The organism is Pseudomonadota bacterium, from assembly GCA_039028155.1.
GTDB lineage: Bacteria > Pseudomonadota > Alphaproteobacteria > SP197 > SP197 > JANQGO01.
Window position 1 is genome coordinate 25,200 of the sequence record JBCCIS010000015.1, and the last position, 19,060, is coordinate 44,259.

21 protein-coding genes are annotated in these 19,060 nt (G+C 64.0%); 13 read left to right on the plus strand and 8 right to left on the minus strand.

What is annotated here, in order from left to right; genetic code table 11:
• Positions 1-65 precede the first annotated feature (65 nt).
• Positions 66-1,067, plus strand: a complete 1,002-nt coding sequence (locus AAF563_10155; GenBank protein ID MEM7121628.1) for an NAD(P)H-quinone oxidoreductase — start codon at positions 66-68, stop codon at positions 1,065-1,067.
• Positions 1,068-1,069: 2 nt separating this feature from the next.
• On the opposite strand, the gene AAF563_10160 is transcribed toward AAF563_10155, so the two are convergent.
• Positions 1,070-1,540 carry a GNAT family N-acetyltransferase gene (locus tag AAF563_10160; GenBank protein ID MEM7121629.1) on the minus strand — a complete coding sequence of 157 codons (471 nt, stop codon included), beginning with the start codon at positions 1,538-1,540 and terminating at the stop codon, positions 1,070-1,072.
• 143 nt (positions 1,541-1,683) lie between these two features.
• Here AAF563_10160 and AAF563_10165 point away from each other — a divergent pair, with 143 nt between their 5' ends.
• Genes AAF563_10165 through AAF563_10180 form a run of 4 tightly spaced genes read left to right on the plus strand, consistent with a single transcriptional unit; the run spans position 1,684 to position 5,627 of the window.
• Positions 1,684-2,292, plus strand: a complete 609-nt coding sequence (locus AAF563_10165; GenBank protein MEM7121630.1) for a cell cycle transcriptional regulator TrcR — start codon at positions 1,684-1,686, stop codon at positions 2,290-2,292.
• A 13-nt stretch (positions 2,293-2,305) separates the two neighbouring features.
• On the plus strand, positions 2,306-3,415 hold the full coding sequence (locus tag AAF563_10170) for a hypothetical protein (GenBank protein MEM7121631.1): 1,110 nt from the start codon (positions 2,306-2,308) through the stop codon (positions 3,413-3,415).
• A complete protein-coding gene (locus AAF563_10175) occupies positions 3,412-4,527 on the plus strand; it encodes a hypothetical protein (protein MEM7121632.1) in 1,116 nt (371 codons plus the stop codon). The genes AAF563_10170 and AAF563_10175 overlap by 4 nt, the downstream gene beginning before the upstream one ends.
• On the plus strand, positions 4,524-5,627 hold the full coding sequence (locus tag AAF563_10180) for a hypothetical protein (protein ID MEM7121633.1): 1,104 nt from the start codon (positions 4,524-4,526) through the stop codon (positions 5,625-5,627). Before AAF563_10175 ends, AAF563_10180 begins: the two co-directional genes overlap by 4 nt.
• On the opposite strand, the gene AAF563_10185 is transcribed toward AAF563_10180, so the two are convergent.
• Genes AAF563_10185 through AAF563_10195 form a run of 3 tightly spaced genes read right to left on the minus strand, consistent with a single transcriptional unit; the run spans position 5,614 to position 8,066 of the window.
• A complete protein-coding gene (locus tag AAF563_10185) occupies positions 5,614-6,477 on the minus strand; it encodes an MBL fold metallo-hydrolase (protein MEM7121634.1) in 864 nt (287 codons plus the stop codon). The two genes, AAF563_10180 and AAF563_10185, sit on opposite strands and share 14 nt — an antisense overlap.
• Before the next feature lie 22 nt (positions 6,478-6,499).
• Entirely contained in the window at positions 6,500-7,084 is a 585-nt protein-coding gene (locus AAF563_10190) for a septation protein A (GenBank protein ID MEM7121635.1), read from the minus strand.
• A 55-nt stretch (positions 7,085-7,139) separates the two neighbouring features.
• Complete coding sequence (locus AAF563_10195) at positions 7,140-8,066, minus strand: LysR family transcriptional regulator (GenBank protein ID MEM7121636.1); 927 nt, start codon at positions 8,064-8,066, stop codon at positions 7,140-7,142.
• 114 nt (positions 8,067-8,180) lie between these two features.
• Between AAF563_10195 and AAF563_10200 the strand changes: the two genes are divergently transcribed.
• The 8 genes from AAF563_10200 (at position 8,181) to AAF563_10235 (ending at position 15,531) form a co-directional block, all read left to right on the plus strand.
• Positions 8,181-8,645 carry a GNAT family N-acetyltransferase gene (locus tag AAF563_10200; protein MEM7121637.1) on the plus strand — a complete coding sequence of 155 codons (465 nt, stop codon included), beginning with the start codon at positions 8,181-8,183 and terminating at the stop codon, positions 8,643-8,645.
• 3 nt (positions 8,646-8,648) lie between these two features.
• Positions 8,649-9,545 carry a DMT family transporter gene (locus tag AAF563_10205; protein ID MEM7121638.1) on the plus strand — a complete coding sequence of 299 codons (897 nt, stop codon included), beginning with the start codon at positions 8,649-8,651 and terminating at the stop codon, positions 9,543-9,545.
• 8 nt (positions 9,546-9,553) lie between these two features.
• The gene (locus AAF563_10210) at positions 9,554-10,282 is read left to right on the plus strand and encodes a dimethylsulfonioproprionate lyase family protein (protein ID MEM7121639.1); all 729 of its coding nucleotides are present in this window, start codon (positions 9,554-9,556) and stop codon (positions 10,280-10,282) included.
• A gap of 22 nt (positions 10,283-10,304) precedes the next feature.
• Positions 10,305-11,120 carry an alpha/beta hydrolase gene (locus AAF563_10215; protein MEM7121640.1) on the plus strand — a complete coding sequence of 272 codons (816 nt, stop codon included), beginning with the start codon at positions 10,305-10,307 and terminating at the stop codon, positions 11,118-11,120.
• Positions 11,121-11,318: 198 nt separating this feature from the next.
• Positions 11,319-12,881 carry a class I adenylate-forming enzyme family protein gene (locus AAF563_10220; GenBank protein ID MEM7121641.1) on the plus strand — a complete coding sequence of 521 codons (1,563 nt, stop codon included), beginning with the start codon at positions 11,319-11,321 and terminating at the stop codon, positions 12,879-12,881.
• Between the two features lie 71 nt (positions 12,882-12,952).
• Complete coding sequence (locus AAF563_10225; GenBank protein ID MEM7121642.1) at positions 12,953-13,471, plus strand: GNAT family N-acetyltransferase; 519 nt, start codon at positions 12,953-12,955, stop codon at positions 13,469-13,471.
• A gap of 109 nt (positions 13,472-13,580) precedes the next feature.
• Positions 13,581-14,768, plus strand: coding sequence for an MFS transporter (locus AAF563_10230; GenBank protein MEM7121643.1), 1,188 nt, complete (start codon positions 13,581-13,583; stop codon positions 14,766-14,768).
• 163 nt (positions 14,769-14,931) lie between these two features.
• Positions 14,932-15,531, plus strand: coding sequence for an RT0821/Lpp0805 family surface protein (locus AAF563_10235; protein MEM7121644.1), 600 nt, complete (start codon positions 14,932-14,934; stop codon positions 15,529-15,531).
• Positions 15,532-15,669: 138 nt separating this feature from the next.
• On the opposite strand, the gene AAF563_10240 is transcribed toward AAF563_10235, so the two are convergent.
• The 4 genes from AAF563_10240 to AAF563_10255 form a co-directional block, all read right to left on the minus strand.
• Positions 15,670-16,083: a hypothetical protein gene (locus AAF563_10240; protein ID MEM7121645.1), complete on the minus strand. Its 414-nt coding sequence runs from the start codon at positions 16,081-16,083 to the stop codon at positions 15,670-15,672.
• 396 nt (positions 16,084-16,479) lie between these two features.
• The gene (locus AAF563_10245) at positions 16,480-16,761 is read right to left on the minus strand and encodes a DUF3303 family protein (protein MEM7121646.1); all 282 of its coding nucleotides are present in this window, start codon (positions 16,759-16,761) and stop codon (positions 16,480-16,482) included.
• Positions 16,762-16,803: 42 nt separating this feature from the next.
• Positions 16,804-17,748, minus strand: a complete 945-nt coding sequence (locus tag AAF563_10250; protein MEM7121647.1) for a ribose-phosphate pyrophosphokinase — start codon at positions 17,746-17,748, stop codon at positions 16,804-16,806.
• A gap of 134 nt (positions 17,749-17,882) precedes the next feature.
• On the minus strand, positions 17,883-19,004 hold the full coding sequence (locus AAF563_10255; GenBank protein ID MEM7121648.1) for a choloylglycine hydrolase family protein: 1,122 nt from the start codon (positions 19,002-19,004) through the stop codon (positions 17,883-17,885).
• Positions 19,005-19,060: the final 56 nt, after the last annotated feature.

The window sequence follows — 19,060 nt, forward strand, 5'->3', positions numbered from 1 at the left end:
GCGTGGCTGTAGTATAGGAGGCCCTCGTCACGCCGCAACGCCACGACAACTGACAGGAGACCGCCATGGCCAGCACCATCCCGAGCCAGATGACCGTGATCGAGTATGACGGCGCCGGCGGGCCCGAGGTCATCAAGACGGCGTCGCGGGATGTGCCGCAACCGGATGTCGGCGAGGTGCTGGTCAAGGTCCATGCCGCCGGCGTCAACCGGCCGGACGTGCTGCAGCGCCTGGGCGGTTATCCGCCGCCGCCGGGCGCCAGCGACATCCCGGGCCTGGAGGTCGCGGGCGAGGTCGTGGCGCTGGGTCCTGACGCCGACCGTTGGACGATCGGGGATCAGGTCATGGCGCTGGTCACCGGCGGCGGCTATGCCGAGTACTGCGCCGTGCCGCAACCCCAGGCGCTCCCCATACCCGTGAGTCTTTCCATGGCCGAGGCGGCAGGCGTGCCGGAGACCTTCTTCACCGTCTGGACGAATGTCTTTCAGCGCGGCCGGCTTCAGGCCGGCGAACGTTTCCTGGTGCATGGCGGGGCGAGCGGCATCGGCACGACAGCGATCCAGCTTGCCGAGGCGCGCGGCGCCCGCGTCTTCGCCACGGCCGGCGACGACGAACGCTGCCGCGCCTGCGAAGAACTCGGCGCCGAACGGGCCATCAACTATCGCGACGAAGATTTCGTCGAGGTCTTGAACGAAGTGACCGGCGGCCAGGGTATCGACGTCATCCTGGACATGGTCGGCGGCGACTACATCGCCAAGAACCTGAAGCTGCTCGCGATGGAAGGCCGCATCGTCTTCATCGCCTTCCTGGGCGGCTCGAAGGCCGAGATCAACTTCGCGCCCTTGATGATGAAACGCGGCACCATCACCGGCTCGACGCTGCGCGCCCAAAGCGTCGAGGCGAAAGGCCAAATCGCCGAGGAGTTGTCGCGCGAGGTCCTGCCCTTGCTCGAGACCGGCCGGGTCAAGCCGATCGTCCACGCCACCTACCCGCTGGCCGAAGCCGCAGACGCCCACCGCGCCATCGACGACGCCCATGTCGGCAAGATCGTGCTGACCATGGACTGACGCTACCGCTCCAGATCCTTCGCCATGTAGACGCGGGGGAAACCGCGTTCGGTGCGGCGGTCGGTCTCGACATAGCCGCGGCGAGCGTAGATCTCGATGTTTTCGGTCATCATATGGTGGGTGTAGAGGTCGAGGCGGGCGTAGCCGCGCCGGGCGGCCTCGGCCTCGGCGAAATCCATCAGGCGGCGGCCCAGGCCCGAACCCTGGGCTTCCGGCGCGACGGCGATGTTGTCGAAGAGGATCGTGCCGTCCTGCTTTTCGATCAGGACGACGACCCCGCCGATTGTCCCGCCAGGCGCCCCACCGTCGCGGGCGACATGGACGATGTGATCGGCGATGACCGCCGCGTAGTCGTCCAGCATCGGCCCCGGTTTCGTGCCGATCCGCGCGATGTAGGGGGTGTAGGCGGCAGCCACCACGGCTGCGACGGCAGGTGCGTCTTCCAATAGGGCGGGCGTCAGGGTCCAGGACATGGCCCCAAGCCTATGCCGGAAGCGTGACATCGGCCATGGCCGCCATGGTTGTCACCGGCCCGCCTGTCGACTAAGTATCAGAGAGCATTCAGAGACTGCTGCTTTGTGGCCTGGCCAGCGGCGGCCTCACTTAAGGAGATATCATGGTTCAACTGCTGATGCCCCAGGCGACCGCTGTCTGGTTGGTCGACAACACAACCCTGTCCTTCGGGCAGATCGCCGATTTCTGCGGCATGCACCCGCTGGAAATCCAGGCGATCGCCGATGGCGAGGTGGCCGTCAACATCGTCGGCCAGGACCCTGTGACCGGCGGCCAGTTGACGCCGGAAGAGGTCGAGCGCTGCGAAAAGGACCCCGACGCGCGCCTTGAGATGCGCCTGCGCGAGGATCTGCCCCAGCCCAAGCAGACCAAGAGCCGCTACACCCCGGTCTCCAAGCGCCAGGACAAGCCCGACGCGATCGAGTTCCTGGTGCGCCGGTTCCCACAGCTATCCGACGCCCAGATCATGCGCCTGGTCGGCACCACCAAGCAGACCATCAACGCGGTGCGCGAGCACACCCACAAGAACAGCGCCAATATCGTGCCCAAGGATCCGGTGCTGCTGGGGCTTTGCACGCGCGACAAGCTGAACACGGAAATTGAGAAGGCGAACGCGAAGGTCCGGGCCAAGGAATCGGCCATGGAAAAGGCGCGCGCCGAACTGGCCGCCCGCGACGAGGCCGAGATCCAGGCCGGCGACGTTTCGTCCTAGAGGCGCCGACAGCATGGCCGGCCCAGAAAAGGACGGCCAGGCCCCTGCCACCGACGGCATGGGCGGCAGGGGTTACTACGACAGCCATTCCGGTGCACAAAAGGATGGTATCCGCAGCCAGGAGGCGCGGCTGCGTGATGCCGCGCGCGCGCTTGACCTGAGCGGCCCGGAGCTGCGCATCATCGACTACGGCTGCGGGCCCGGTCGCAATTCCATGACCGCGTTTCACACAGTGCTGGACGAAGTGCGCCAACGCCGGCCCGATATCGCGGTCGTCGCCATGCACAACGATCAGATCGGCAACGACTGGAACGACCTCTTCGCCAACGTGCGCGGCCCCGACGGTTACCTCAACGACATCGAGAGCATTCGCGTCGAGGCGGCCGTTGGCAGTTTCTTTGGTCCCGTCGCCAGCGCGGGCGTCATCGACTTCGCCATGTCGTTCGCGGCGGCCCACTGGCTGGCGAGCGCGGTGCGCATGCCGTCGCCCGGCAGCTTGTTCTATTGCGATCTGCCGGAACCGGCGAAAAGCGAGATCGCGGCCATGGCGGCGCGCGACTGGACGGCGTTTGTGACGCAGCGCGCCCGCGAAATGAAACCGGGCGCCATGCTGGTCATGGATGTGTTGTCGGCCGTTCCCGATGCCGGCGACCCAAGCGGCGTGGCGGCGGCGGCTGCCGGACTCTATCGCGCCATAGGAGCGGTCGCCGAAGGCCTCGCCGATGACGGTCAGATCGCCAAAGACGTGCTCGATGACTTCATCTTCCCTGTCTACTTTCCCCTTTCCGACGAGATCGCTGCACCGCTGGAACGAGACGGCACACTGAAAGCCGCCTTCGAGGTCTTGGAACTTGCCAACGAGCTCTTGCCGATGCCGATAGAAGAGGCGTTGAAAAAGACAGGCGACGCGACGGCCTATGCCAAGGCTTATGTCGGGTTCGCCCGCGCGTTCTCTGAAGCGACGCTGACAGCGGGCCTGTTCACGCCGTCGACGTCGAATGAGGCGGAGGCGAAGGCACTGGCCGATGTCTTTTACGAGAGGCTCGAAACGCTGTTCGCGAATGAACCGGATAAACACGGCTTCGCCCACCGCGTCGCCACCTTGGTGATGAGGCGACGATGACATCAAACGGCCCTGGGAACGATCGCGACGACCCGGCGACCGAAGGCATGGGCGGCAGCGGATACTACGACAACCATTCGCAGGTCCAGCGCAGCACCGTCGTCGGCCAAGCCGAGCGTCTGCGTAACGCGGTGCGCCACCTGGACCTGACCACCGATGAGCTGCGTGTCATCGACTATGGCTGCGGTCCCGGCCGGAATTCGATGGCCGCCTTCCACACCGTGTTCGAGGAAGTCGGCAAGCAACGGCCGGACATGCCGCTTGTCGCCGTGCACAACGATCAGTTCGGCAACGACTGGAACGATCTCTTCGCGAACATTCGCGGACCCGGCGGCTATCTGAGTGACTTTACCACGACCCGCGTCGAGGCGTCCGTCGAGAGCTTCTACGAACCCGTGGCATGCGCCGGCACCATTGACCTCGGCATGTCGTTCATGTCGGTGCACTGGCTTAACGGCGCCGTCCACATGCCCTCGCCCGGCACCTTGTTCTTTTGCGATCTCGACGAACCCGCACGCCACGAACTTGCCGTCCGCGCGGCGCAAGACTGGACGAGATTCTTTGCCGCACGCGCTGGCGAGTTGCGATCCGGCGGATGGCTGGTTGTCGAGACGCTGTCATCGGTCCCGGATACCGATGATCCCAGCGGTGTGTTAGCGGCGGGACGTGGGAACTATCGCGCCTGCTTCCGGGTTGCCGAAGCGATGGCGAATGAGGGACTAATCAAGAAAGAGCTGCTCGATCACTATGTCTTTCCCGTTTACTTCCGTGATGAGCACGAAGCCCGCGGGCCGTTTGATCCAGGCGGCGCGCTTCAAGATGCGTTCGAGATCGTCGAGGTCGTGAATGAGCGCTATCCGACCCCGTTCGAAGAGACCTTCAAGCAGGACGGCGATGCGACGGCCTACGCGGCGGCTTATGTCGGCTACGTTCGCGCCTATTCGGAGTCGACCATGCGTAGCGGTCTGTTCGAGGGATCGGCGGGCAACGCCGAGGAGGTCAATGTTGTGACGGACACATTCTACGATCGTCTTGAACAGCTCTACCGCGACGAACCGTTGCGCCACCCGTCGGAAACCCAATCGATGACCGTGGTGCTGAAGCGGCGATGACGGCAAACGACCCCGGCAGCAAGGCCACCGACGGCATGGGCGGTGAAGGCTATTACGACAGCCATTCCGCGATCCAGGGAAACGCCGTGGAGCAACAGGCCGCACGCCTGCGCCGCGCGGTTCAGGCGCTCGACAGGGGAAGGCAAGAGATCACCGTCATCGACTATGGCTGCGGCCCCGGACGCAACTCGATGGCGGCGTTTCGTGCCGTGCTCGACGAGGTGCGCAAGCACCATGGCGACCTCCCCATCGTCGCCGTCCACAACGATCAGATCAGCAACGACTGGAACGACCTCGTCGCGAACATTCAGGGGCCGGACGGTTACCTGAACGACGTCGACGGCGTGCGTGTCGTCGTGTCGGCCGGCAGCTTCTTCGATACCGTCGCCAGCCCGGCAACCATCGATCTCGGCATGTCGTTCATGGCGTCCCACTGGCTCGACGGCGCAACCAGTATCATCTCGCCGGATACGCTGTTCTTCGCCGACATGACAGGACCGGCGCGCGACGAGATCGCCGCCATCGCCGACGATCACTGGACACGCTTCATGCGCAGGCGCGCCCGCGAAGTGCGGCCCGGCGGCTGGCTTGTGTTCGAAGCGATGTCGTCGATCAAGGATCCGGACGACCGCAGCGGGCTCGCCGCCGGCGGTCACCGTCTCTACCGCGCCTTCTGGCAAATCGCCGACGGCATGGTCGACGAGGGACTTGTCGAGCGCGCCCACCTCGACGCTTTCGTCTTCCCGGTCTATTTCCGCGAACTCCACGAGATCCGCGCGCCGCTGGAGCGCGAGGACGATCTGAAGGCCGCGTTCGAGATCGTCGAACTCGAAAACGAGCTGATCCCCAACCCTTATGTGGAGGCCTGGCGCCGCGACGGTGACGATACGGTCTACGCCAAAGCCTACGCCGCCTTCGCGCGCGGCTTTTCGGAGTCCGCTTTCCGCAACGGCCTGTTCAATCTGTCGGCCACCGAAGACAACGGTGCCGACGCGTTGACCGAGACATTCTACGCGCGCCTCGAAGACCTGTTCCGTACCGAACCCGACGACCACATCTTCGACAACCACTCGATGACGCTGGTTGTCAGGCGCCGTTGACGTAGTCGAAACCGAAAGCGTCCTTGTCCCGCACCACATGGCCGATCGACGGCAGCGGGAAGTGGATGGTCATGATCCTCGTGTCGGTGTCGCAGTGCGTGTCGAGGAAACGCCGGCGCGTCGCGCGTGACTGCACGATGTCGTAGTCGAAATGCGGGCTCCAATCGGGTTGGACGAGCTGCAGCGGCGAATGGATGAGATCGCCAGTAACGACCGCGTGGGCCGAGCCTGACTTCAGATGGACCGCGACATGGCCAGCGGTGTGGCCCAGCGTCGGCTCGAGCCAGACCTGGTCGTCGAGCGCGTAGTCGGTGTCGACCAGCACCGCCTGCTTGGCGTCGAGCACGGGCTGCACGTTCTCCTGGAAGTCGAGGTGACCAATCTCAGCGGCAGAGGCGACCTCGTCGCGCGCGAAGATGTACTTCGCGTTCGGGAAGGTCGGCACCCAGCGGCCATCGATCAGGCGCGTGTTCCAGCCCGCGTGGTCGAGGTGCAGGTGGGTACAAAAGACGAAATCGATCTGCTCCGGCGCGACACCGGCGGCGGCCAGATTGCGCAACCAGGTTTCGTCGCGCCGGTCCTGCCAGGCGGGAATGCCGTCATAGGACTTGCGGCAGCCGACGCAGGTATCGATCAGGATCGTGTGGTGGCGCGTGCGGACCAGATAGGACTGGACGGTCAGCAGCATGTCACCGGTGACCGGATCGATCGCGTCGGGCTCCAGCCACGCGCGGTAGGGCGCGACCGCCTCGGGTGTGGCCTCGTGGAAAAACTCCGGCAGCACGAAAGGTGCCTTTTCCATTTCGATGACGCGGTCGATGGCGATGTCGCCCAATTGCAGCGTCGTCACTGGACCCTCCCCGAACGAACCATCAGTCGGCTTCGCCGCCCTCGGCGGTTTCCGGCAGCATGTGCTTCTTGATGAGTCCGATCTGGCACATGCCGAACGCCATGGTCAGCACGACGATGCCGAAGGTCTTGAAGGCGACCCAGATGTCAGTCGACTGGGTGCGCCACACCAGTTCGTTGATGCCGGCCATGACCAGAAAAAAGATCGCGAAGCGCAAGGACATTTTGCGCCAGCCCTCGTCGTCCAGATTGAGCGCCGCACCCAGCAGCGGCTTCAAAAGCGGCTTGCCGAGCAGAAGCCCGCCGAACAGGACGGCGGCGAACAACGCCTGGATGATTGTCGGCTTGAGTTTGATGAAGGTCTCGTCGTTCAGCCACAGGGTCAGCCCGCCGAAGATGCCGACGATGATCGCGGTGACCAGCGGCAGCATCGGGATGTGGCGCGCGATCGAATAAGACAGCGCCAAGGCAATGACGGTCGCGATCATCAAGGCGGCGGTCGCCGTCATCAAATCGTCGAGCACATAGGCGACGACAAAGACGATCAGCGGGCCGTATTCGGTGACCGGCTTCAGCCAGGCCGGTTGTTTCGGTTTTTCTTGCGTCATGATCCCAACACTATTGGAGACTGGGGCGTCGCGGGCAAGGACGGAACGGCCACGATTACGTCAGCGCCCTATGGGGCATGATCTCCTGGCACCACAGGGAAAGGTGGTCGGCGACAAAATAGGCCGGCGAACCGCCGTGTTCGTCCGCCCGGGTGCCGGCCCACCAGACGATGTCGGGTGTCTTGCCGGCAAGCGGCAGCACGGCGACCCGTCGGTCGCGCCGAAAGAGCTCTGCATCGCGCGCGCCGACCAAGCTAATGCCCAGACCCGCCGCGACATAGGCAAGCACGCCGTCGCCCGACGCTGCCTTCAGGACCTGCGCCGGTGCGGCTTCAGCATCCGTGAGGCAGGCCTGATAGGCGAAGCTGCGCTCAAAGACCGGCGCGGCGGTGATAAAGGTCTCGCTCCCGACCATGCCGGCGTTGAAGGCCGGTTCGCTCGCCAACGCATGATCGGCAGGCAGCACGGCGACCAGAGTGTCGCGGAACAGTTCGAAGTGCTGCCGGCCCGCCGGTTTCGCCGCGTCTTGGCTGATGACGACATCAGCGGCGCCACGCGCCAGCGCATCGGCCGGCGCGTGCAGCGCCGCGGGCACCAGGTCGATGGTGATCTCACCGTTGCGCTCGACCAGAAACTTGACGAAGGAGGGCAGCCACGTCGGACACAGCCGGTCGGCGACGCCGACCCGGACCACATAGCGAATACCGCCGGCGAACCGATGGACGTCGTGTTCGGCGCGCGCCAGTTCGTCCAGCACGCGCCGGGCCGACGGCAACAGGCGCTCGGCGGACGGCGTCATGCGCAGGCGCTTGCCCCGACCTTTCACGAATAGCGGCGCGCCCAACCGCCGCTCGGCCTCGCGCAGACGGTAGGTCAGCGCCGGCTGCGTCACGCCAAGCTCCTGAGCGGCGTTGTTCAGGCTGCCGCCATCGGCCACCGCCACGAGCAGCTCCAGATGGGGGACGTCGAGGGCGCTGGGCATAGATCCAACTTATCAGAATTGCTGATATTTTCGTATTAAATTTCAATTGGAACGGCAAGACAGGCCGGCCCTAGCTTTTGCGCCAACAGCGCAACCGAACGCTCAGGAGTCAGCATGCCGGCACCCCTTACAATCGACCAGGCGAACGCCAAGGACGCCGCCACCGTCGCCGACTTTGTCACCCGCCTTTTGGCCGAGCTGTTCGACAGCGCGCGCGATCCCGAGGAGATGGAGGCAACCGCGCGCGATCTGCTGGCGCGCCCGGATCTGTTCACCGCCTTCATTGCGCGGCGCGGCGCGCAGCCGGTTGGCGTGCTGACGCTGGCGACCTGCGTCTCGGTCTATGCCAGTGGGCGCTTTGGCGAGATCGCTGAGCTGTGCGTCGATCCCGACCAGCGATCGGCCGGTGTCGGCGAGGCCCTGATCGCCGCCGCGGCCGACTATGGCCGCCAACAGGGATGGTCGCGCCTGGAGGTGGGCGCGCCGCCGGCCGAGCGCTGGGCACGCACGGTGGCGTTCTATGAACGCAACGGCTTCACCGAGATCGGCCCGCGCCTGGGCCTGGCGCTCACTCCCTGAACGATGACGTCTGAGAGCCAGGCGCCGGCGACCGAGGCCCATCACCTGCGCGGTATCGGCTGGATCGTCGTGTCGACCCTGTGTTTCGCGACCGAGGACAGCATCGCCAAGTGGCTGGGCAGCGAGATCGATCCGATCCAGGTGTTGTTCGTCTACGGCCTCGTGCTGCTCGCCTGGGCAGTGGCGGGCGCGGCGAGACGCGGTGGCGCCGCCGCGCTGGTACATTTGCGCGTGCGCAGACCCTGGCTCTTGATGCTGCGTTCCCTGGTACTGCTCGGCACGTTCCTGGCCTTCATCTATGGCGTCGTGCTGCTGCCCTTGGCCGATGCGGTCGCGATCAGCTTCACGACGCCACTGCTCGCCACCGTGCTCGCCGCGGTCGTGCTGAAGGAACAGGTCGCGCTGCGCCAATGGCTGGCGGTCGCGACGGGTCTCGTCGCCGTCGTCTGGATGGTGCAGCCGGGCGCCGGCGTCATGTCGGCGGGCGCGGCGTGGATGCTGTTGAGCGCGCTGCTTGCTGCCATCGACATCTTGCTCACACGCGTTCTGACACGCAGCGAAAGCAACACGACGATCGTGCTCGCGCTTGCCGTCACGTTCGTCGTGGTGCTGGGTGCCGCCGTGCCGTTCGTGTGGCAACCGCTGACCCTGATCGACATCGGCCTGATCATCGCCATGGGCACGGCCGGCGTCGGCGCCCAGGCGAGCTTTGCCCAGGCCTACCGGCGCGCGCCGCCGCAGGTCCTCGCGCCGTTCGACTATCTGATGCTGGTCTGGGGTGTGCTGTTCGGCTTCGTCATCTGGCGCGAGTGGCCGACGCCGGACGTGATGGCCGGCGCCGTCGTGTTGATCCTCGTCGGCCTCTATCTGGCGCGCGCCGAGGCACGTGCCCAGGATTAACGTCGGGTTTGACGTTTGGTGCGGATCGTTCGGGTTCGCGCTATAACCCGGCTTGCGGACACGGCAGGCTCCGCGTCGCTGGGAAGAAGATCATCGTCGGCTACAAAATCTCCGACACCTTCGGTCTGCGTTTTGCGGCCGTTGTGTCGATCATCGCGAGTTTCTACCGAACGGAGGCGCGTAAGGGCGGGCCGACGGCCGACATGCTGAACGATGTCGCGCACGAGCTTGAAAACCTGCCGGCGCCGGAACCGCCCGAACCATCCCGCCTGCCCGGCGCGACACACTTGGCGTCCGCCCTGCCGGAAGCGTTGAACGGTCCGATGGCCTCGGTCGTCCATGGCTTCATGGCGATCGAACCGGAAAGCCCGTGGATCCAGACGGAGCACTATCGCGCGTCCCTGGGCGACGACTATATGGACAACTACGGCTACGTCACCCTGGTCGGCGACCGCGCGATCCTGAAGCACGACCGCATTGCCTGCGGCTTCTTCGTCATCGGTCCGGGACGTCATTATCCCGAGCACCACCACGAGGCCGAGGAGATCTATCACCCGCTCTCCGGCGACACGCTGTGGAGTCAAAATGGGGACCCCGGCACGCCGCGCGCCATCGGCGAGGCCGTGCATAATCCGCCATGGCTGCGCCACGAGATGACGACGCGCGAAACGCCACTGTTCGCGCTCTACTGCTGGCGCGGCCGCGTGGTGAACCAGGCGCAATTGACGAACCCCTGAACGCTAAGCGACGGAGGCGCCCATGCAGACCGGAACCTTGAAGACGGACGTCGCCGACGTCTTCTATCTGCAGCAGGGCTCAGGCCCCGACATCGTCTGGATCCCCGGCGGCGATCAGACCGGCGAGGAATGGGCCGAGCAGATGGCGGCCTTTCCCGACTACCGCAACACGAGCTTCGATCCGCGCGGTGCCGGCAAGACGGTCGTGCACGAGCCGACGCCGTGGCCGATCGCGTCCTTTGCCACCGACTGCGCCGCGCTGATCCGTGAGGTCTGCACGCCACCGGTCAACCTGGTCGGGCTTTCCATGGGCGCGCTGATCGTCCAGGAGATGGCGCTCAGCCATCCCGATCTCGTGCGCGTCGCCATCGCCATGGGCACATCCGGCAGCAAGGCCGGTTTCATCCATGAGTGGGAAGACGCTGAGATCCGCTTCCGCGAATCCGGCGGCACCCTGCCGCCCGATTTCGCCATGGCCCACTACGCGCTCCTCATGTACCCGTCGGAGGTCCTGGGCGACGACGCGTTGTGGGAAAAGGTGAAACCGATTGTCGCCGCGGCCTATCGCGAACGCGACGGCGACATGCTGGCCGCGCAATGGCAGGCATGCCTGGACTATTCCGCCATGGACCGCCTGCCCCAATGCACGCGCCCGCTGCACGTCATCGGTTTCGGCCAGGACATGCAGACACCCCCTGCGCGCGGCAAACTGGTGGCGGAAGCGGCCAAGGACGGCCACTTCCATCTGTTGGAGGGCCTCGGCCACTGCTCACTCTTCGGCCACAAGCCGGAGGTCGTCAGCGCCAAGATCCGCGAGATCATCGAGAGCACTCCCTGATCGTGCCGGCATGCCGGGCCTGAACCGGCATCCATGAACACGGGGCCACGCGCGAGGCGCTATCGATTGCGGAGTTTGTTTCCGACGCAACAGTTTTTGATGGTGCCCTACATAAAGGTGGAAATGCCATGACCCGGCGATAACCTGAATCGATCTTCGGTTCCGTTCATGCTGTCTCGCTGACAGGGAGTGCGCCAAATGACCCTCACCGGCCCAGCCCTTGATCGTTCGGTCGACCTATCACGGCTTCTGGAACGGGGTTTGGGACAAACGCCCGATGCCATCGCCGTTTCCTCTCTGAGCGAAGTTCTGACTTGGCGCGAGCTTGATGCACAGAGCCAAAACCTCGCCAGCCACTACTTGGATCTCGGTCTTAGGCGCGGCGACAGAATTGTGTCGCTCTTGCCTAATCGCCTGCAGGTTCTCGTGCACTACCTGGCGTGCCTGCGTACAGGTTTCGTGGCCGTGCCGCTGAACTATCGGTACCTGGCGCACGATATCGACCACGCCATCGGTTTGACCGAACCACGGCTGATGATCGCTCATGCCGAGCGCGCAGATGATGTCTCGCAATGCGCCGGCGTTGCCGGTTTGGAACTGGGCGGCCTTTCCGTCGAGGGCGGCTTGCCCGGGTTCGGCTTGTTCGAGCCTCTGACGGAACGCGCCGGCGTCGCCGCACCATCCGACCGCCCCGGCCCGGATGATCCAGCTGTTGTCTTCTTCACATCCGGCAGCACAGGGCAACCCAAGGGTGTCACCCACACGCAACGCAGTCTCGGTCACATCGTGGCATCCCTCCGCGCTGCTTATCGGATCACGGACAGCGATACGATCCTACCGGTATCGTCTTTCTCCCACATGCTGGCGCAAATCATGTCCTATGCCGCGCTTTCCGTGGGTGGAAGCGCAGTTGTCGCCAAGGACATTAGCGTTGGTGCGGTGATGCCCTTGATGCGGCATCACCAGCCGACCGTGATCGCCATGATGCCCTACGCTCTTACCGAAGTTGTCTACGCATCGGATGACGCCGATGCGGCGTTTGAGAAACTGCGAATGTGCGATTGCGGCGGCGACAAGGTGGCGACGGACCTGCAAAAGAAATTTCAGCAGGTTTCAGGTGTCGAACTTGCAGAGGGTTACGGGCTGACCGAAGTCGGTATCGTGACACACAACCCGCCCGATGGTCCGATTGTTCACGGTTCCGTCGGACCGGCCATGGCCGGAAACGAGTTTTCTGTCCGGGACGCCAAGGGCAACGACCTTGGCGTGGGTGAAGAAGGTGTTCTGTGGGTCCGCTCACCCTCTGTCATGGCCGGGTACTTTGGCGATCCGGCCGCGACCGCCGAGGTGATCAACGATGGATGGCTCAACACCGGCGATCTCCTCCGCTTTGATGACCAAGGGTACTTCTGGTTCTGTGGACGAAAGAAGCAGATCATTGTTCACGACGGTTCGAACATCTCGCCGCAGGAAGTCGAAAACGTCTTGCTTGAAAACGATACGATAGAAGCCGCCGCGGTCGTCGGCGTTCCCGATACGCTGCATGGCCAGAATGTGCGCGCTTACGTCGTGCTGAAGCCTGGCGTAGAGCAGTTGCCGGCGGCGGAGATACTGGAAAGGGCGCGAGATCGCATTGGCTACAAGGCGCCGGAGGAGATCTTCGCGATCGAGAGACTCCCCGAAAACGCCGCGGGTAAGATCGACCGCGTGGCGCTTGCCAAAATGGCGTCAGAAGATGTCTCGCCAAGTCGCAGCCCCTGAGTGCAGCCGCGTGCCGGTCCTCACCCGGCAACTGTGTTGATGGTGGAAAGTAGCTTCTCGGAGCTGAAACGTTGAACGTCGAACTGGTACGCGCGCGCGATGATGAGCGTGCCTTCGTGCAGGATCTCGGGCGTCTTTACGTCTATGAGATAGCGCGCGTGTTCGGTCCCGATCCCGAGTGGGCGATCGACAAAGACTGGCTCTATGACGCCGACGACTTCGGCACCTATTGGGACGACGGCAACCACCCCTTTGTGATTCACGCCAACGGTCAGGTTGCCGGGTTCTGCCTGATCGACCGGTACCGCATCGCAGACGGCATCGATTGGAACATGGGGCAGTTTTTTGTGCTGGGGCCGCATGCCGGTCGTGGTGTCGGCCGGGCCGCCGCCGTAGCCGCCTTCAACCAGTTTCCCGGCCGCTGGCAGGTGACGCAGGTACCAAGCAACGATCCGGCTATCGCGTTCTGGCGGCGCGTCATCGGCGACTACACCGCCGGCGGCTTTGCCGAAGAGAGTATGCCGGACCCGCGCCGCGATAACGAACCGCGCAACGTCATGACGTTCGAGAGCCCGCCGTCTGGAACTTGACAGTTCGCCGAACAAGACAAAAGATCACCACATACGACCAGGAAGTTAGTATCCGCCAACCTGCTCGCGTCCTGCGGGCGGTTCGTCTCTTCGCGATAAGGTGCCGTCGGTGAACTTGCGTTTATCACGCTTGCTGGATGTTGCCGATGTTCCGCACGCCTATCCCTTTGCGCTTGTGCAGGCGGCGGTGGCGGCGTCCTGGGTGCTGCCCAGCGCGGTGATCCCGATCCTGGCGCTGGACCGGTTGGGCGGTGCGCAGGAAGCCAGCGTCTTCTTTTTTGCCGTCAGCTTCGTGGGACTCTTTGGCGCCCTGGTGGTGCCATCCATGGTCGACAAGTTTGGCCGCCGCACAGTCTTCATTCTGGGCGCGCTGCTGATCGCGGCCGCTGGCGTCGTGTTCCCGATCGCCGGCGCGATCGGCCTTGCCGCCGGCATGGCCTGCTACATCTTCGGGTTCCTGTGTCTGGACATCACCTACAACGTCGCGATGATGGAGCGTATTCCGCGCAAGGCCTTCGCGCGGTTCGAGCCCGTGCGGATGATGTGTGTCGGCGCCGGTTTTGTCATTGCGCCGTGGCTTGGCGTGCGCCTGAGCCTGGATGTCGGAACCTGGGCGACCTTTGCGGTGATGGCGGCGCTGACCGTGATTTCGGCGATCTTTACCTTCCGATACCGCCTGATCGAGGAGTCCGGTAACCAGACGACCGCGCGGCGGCCATCCAACCCGCTGCGTTTCGTACCGCGTTTCGCACGACAACCCCGGCTTCGCCTGGCATGGCTGTTGGCCTTCGTGCGGTCGTGCTGGTGGACGATGTTCTTCATTTACGCGCCGATCTACTGCGTCGAATACGGCCTGGGCGAGGACATGGCCGGCATCATTCTGTCGGTTGCCTCGGTCTTCATGTTGCTGGTGCCGCTTTGGGGCCGGCTTGGCCGGCGTATCGGCATGCGTGCCCTGCTCGCCATCGGATATCTGGGCACGGGCCTGTTGTCGGCGGCGGTGACGCCGCTCGCCGACTGGCCGGTCATGGGCGTCATGCTGCTGCTGGCCGCCGCCCTGGCCGGTTCGCTGATCGACGCTGTTGGCAACGCGCTGTTCCTGCGCGCCGTTCATCCCCATGAACGCGCGGAGATGGCGGCGGTCTTCACGACCTATCGCGAAACCGCCAAGATTGGCGCGCCAGGCGCTTTCGCGGTGCTGTTGAGCGTCTTTTCGTTGCCTGCCGTGTTTCTGGCCGGCGGTTTGTTCGCCGTCGCCGGCGCCTGGTACACGCGCTACGTTCCCAAGCGTTACTGAACGGCACGTGCGCACGGTCGTCACGGCAACGTGAAGCCGCAGAGCGGATCTGCTTTATCGCGGGCGTAGGGTCCGCCCGCTTCCCCCCGTAAGACCGGTATGCCGCCATGGGCCGAGGCCCTGGCGTCCGCGTGTCGAGCGCTTCGAGGGGAGAGTAGCTTCGATGTTCAAGACCTTAGCCGTAGCCGCGCTTTTGAGCCCGATGGGCTTGCCTTCCATCGACGACCACCCGCCGTCAGCCACCGCCTTATTGCCCGAGCCTGCCGTCATCGAGCAACTGGGCGGGCAGACCTATCACCCGACCTATGTGAACCAACCCTATCCGCAGCCCCAGGCCCAGTCGTTCTTTGGCCCGTGCAACCGCGACAACCTGATCGGCGCGCTTGCCGGCGGCGCGGCGGGCGGCCTTTTGGGCAGCCAGATCGGCAAGGGCAACGGCCAGCTCGTCGCGGTCGGCGCCGGCGTTCTGATCGGCGCGCTGTTGGGCCAAGAGATCGGCTCAAGCCTGAGCGCCGGCGATATCGCCTGTGCCGAACAAGCGGGCAATCAGGCGCATACCGTACCGGTCGGCCAACAGATCGCTTGGAACAACCCGCAGACCGGCAACGCCGGCTACGTCGTGCCGGTGCGCGACGGCACCCACCAGGTTACCGGCCAGTACTGCCGGGAGTACCAGACCGTCGTCTACGTCGGCGGCCGCACGGAAAGCGGCTACGGCACCGCGTGCTACCGGCCGGACGGATCGTGGGAGATCATCAACTAGGTCTTCGAGCAGACCTGACAGGCCTAAACATGATGATGCGGAACCGCTCAACAACGGTTCCGCATCATGACGTCCTGCTTTGAACGATTGGCGACGGCTCCGGAACAGCCAGCAATCGAACGGCGTTTGAGACCCCGCCTATTGGGTCGGCGGGCGGTAGGTCGTGTTGCGGCGACCGGCCGCGGCGCGACGCTCCAGAATGTCGTTCCAGGGATCCCAGGTCGCCAGCGGAACCGGCGAGGTTCTGGGACAGGTCACCAGGAACTCGGTCTCGGGAAACCGCTGCCGCAGCTTATCGAGGTCATCCTCGGTATCGTCCGGCAGATCGGTCATATCAATCAGCACAACATTGGGTTTGGGATCACCCTTGCCCAGCGACATCAACGACTTCAAGTTGACCGCCTGCAGGGTGACGCACATTCCCCGATAACCAAAGATATCTGCCAGTTTTTGACGAGAATCCTGGTCGCGCCCGACACAGTAAGCAAAGCTCGATGTTGCCATTGCGGCATCCCCCACCTGAGTGGCCAAACTTGCCTCGATTCCAGCCATATCGATTCACCATTTGGAATCTGACTTCTACGGCCGTTACCGAGACGTGAGATTATCTTCGTGTGATAACCTCTTGACTCAAAACGAAGATACCATAACGGCCAATTCGTATCCAAAAGGTTAACGGATTAGAGGGTGGCGTAAGTGCGCGGCGTCACACGTCAAGTGTGCGCGTCGTCACGATCCCGCGTTTTATGGTTCGACAGGATGGTTAATCGGCAGAACACCGCCGATTCCTGAAGATCATGGACGCGCGATCAATATCCCGCACGGGCGGCAAATCCCGTCGAAAGGGGTGTGATTCTGAGAACACAGTGCCTGCGAAAAAACACTGAGTCCGAGCAGGTTGGCGCCGAGTCCTGAGTCTCAGGACTCGAAAACGGCGTCAAACGTTAACTAGGTGGGGTCGAGAATATCGGCGAGCGCCGCTGCGGTCGCCTTGCCGGTCTGGACCGGGATGATTTCGAAGGCGACGAGGTCCGACCACTGACCGACCCAGCGCTGTAGAAGGCCGACATCGTCGCATTCCATGACCTGAAAGCAGCGGCTCATATCGGCCGCGATCCAGCTCTCGTGGAAGATCAGGCCATCGGGCACCATGCGGCCCTGGTCACGAAACCGGCGGTAAACCGCACGGCCGTCCTGATTACGGAATGTCTCGATGACAAAGTAGAGCATGGCCTCCCCTCCCCTTTCGTTGGTGGATCAGTTTCATTGGCATCACCGGAACAATGCGGATACGGACGATCCGTTGTGGATGGCGCCGATGGCATTGGCGAACAAGCCGGCGATGGACACGACCTCGACCTTGGCACTGCGGCGCTCGGCCGGGATCGGGATCGAGTTGGTGACGACGACGCGGCCAATCGGCGAGCCGTCCAGCTTGGCCTTGGCGTTGCCGGACATCACGGGATGCATGGCGGCGGCCTCGATCCGCTTGGCGCCCTGACTTTGCAGATAATCGGCAGCCGCGATCAAGGTACCGCCGCTGGCTATTTCATCGTCGACAATCAGGGCGTCGCGCCCGTCGACATCGCCGATCAGACCGACGGCGACCGCCTGTTCACTGTCGTCGTGGCGCCGCTTGTCGATGATCGCCATGGGCAGGTTCAGCCGGTGAGCATAATGCTCGAGGTCCTTGGCCTCGCCGACATCGCCGGCGACCAGAACCGTGTTTTCAAGCGGCATCGCCTGGAGCAGGTGGTCGCAGACAAGCGGCGTGGCGTCGAGTTGGTCGACGGGAATGCGGAAGAATCCCTGCACCTGCGGCGAATGCAGGTTCATGGTCAAGACCCGGTCGGCGCCGGCCGTCTCCAGGAGGTCGGCGATCAGCCGCGCCGTGATCGAGATCCGCGGCCGGTCCTTCTTGTCGGAGCGGGCATAGGGAAAGTACGGCATGACGGCGGTGATGCGCCGGGCCGAGGCATGTTTGAGCGCGTCGATCATGATGAGCAGCTCGACGATGCCGTCGGAAACCGGCGGACAGGATGTCTGGATGACGAAGACATCACTCTCGCGGACGTTCTCGTTGCACTGAAAAAGGATGTTTTCGTTGCCGAACCGGACCGTCTCGGTCTGGGTCAGGGAAAGGCCGAGGCAATCGGCGATCTCCCGGGCAAGGTCGGGATGGGACGTGCCGGAGATGAGCTTGATGTCGTTTGCCATGGTCCCCCGCGCCTGATGGCCGAGGGTTTAAGCCAGCGCCGAGCACGAGGCCAGAGGAAAACGTCGGACACGCTCAGGATTAGACGGCTGAAGGCCGTGCCACTGGCAGAGCGGCGGGCGTGACCAGGATCAGATCACTCGCCGGGCGTCAGATCGATGATCGCCGGTTCCGTGTTCTCGTTCATCGGGATGCTGATGGGATCAGGACCCATCGCGCCAAAGTCGATACGCCCCAGGTCAACAGCGTGGACGGCGCGGTCGAACTGGGTGTGGTAGTAATAGACCATGTTCGTCATGTCGGCGGCCGTCGTCCATTGCGTCGCGCTATAGAGCAGGTCGCCAGCCTCGACATCGTTGTCCGCGCCTTCGGCGGCGCCCAGCGGAATGTTGAAGTTATCGAGTATCCGGAAGGCTTCGCGCACGGTGTCGTAGCCGCCTTGCGTCACGCGCGCGGACTGCGAAAACGCGACGGCGCGCACGAACCGCGACGGCGGCGTGAAGTCGCCGGGCAGACCGATCATGCCGCTGCCGGCGCCAAGCGGACTGAAGGTCAAGCCGCCGACTTCGCGTGACGGCACCGAGATGGCCGAGAGGTTGAGGTAGTTGTTGAGGTTGGTGATATGCCAATCGTAGGTCGGCGAGTTGGTGATGACGCCTAGCGGCGCCTCGAAGATCGTCACCTCACCGTCGATGTATTCGACGACGATGCGTCCGCCGTGCCGGTCGGCGACCAGCATATGCAGGGGAAACGGAAAGCCGAGCTTGGGATCGTCAATGGCGACAACGCGAATGTCGTCGAGGCCCGCCCGTACCTCCTCGACCGTCTCGAACATGGAGAGCACGTAGCCCGCCAGGTGGATGCCGGCGATCGATTGATCGGCCAGCGCGGGATCGTAGGTCTGGTACTCCGTGAACCCCGGCAGATAGAAGAGACCCGCCGACAGTCCGGCTTCGTTGAGGCCGTCGCCCGGCGTCGGGTGGCCGAGCATGCTGGTGCCGACGACGCCGAACCGTCCGGTCCAGGTGGCGCCGGGCGCGCCGTCCGGCATGTCGCCGGCGTGATAGACATAGCCGCGCGGTACGATGTCGAGCGTCGGCTGCAAATCGAACGGGCCCCATTCGACAGTCCTGGCCCTGACCGTGGTACCGTCCGAGCCCACCAGCATGATGCCGGTGCAAGCGAGCGCGATTGACGACGAGGCAAGCAAGGCGATCGCGCCAACAAGCGCGCGCTTGGTAAAGGTGGTGATGTTCATGGCCAATCTCCCCAAACCCCTGTTGCGCCGTGATTCTAGCCGGCGTCTGGCAATAG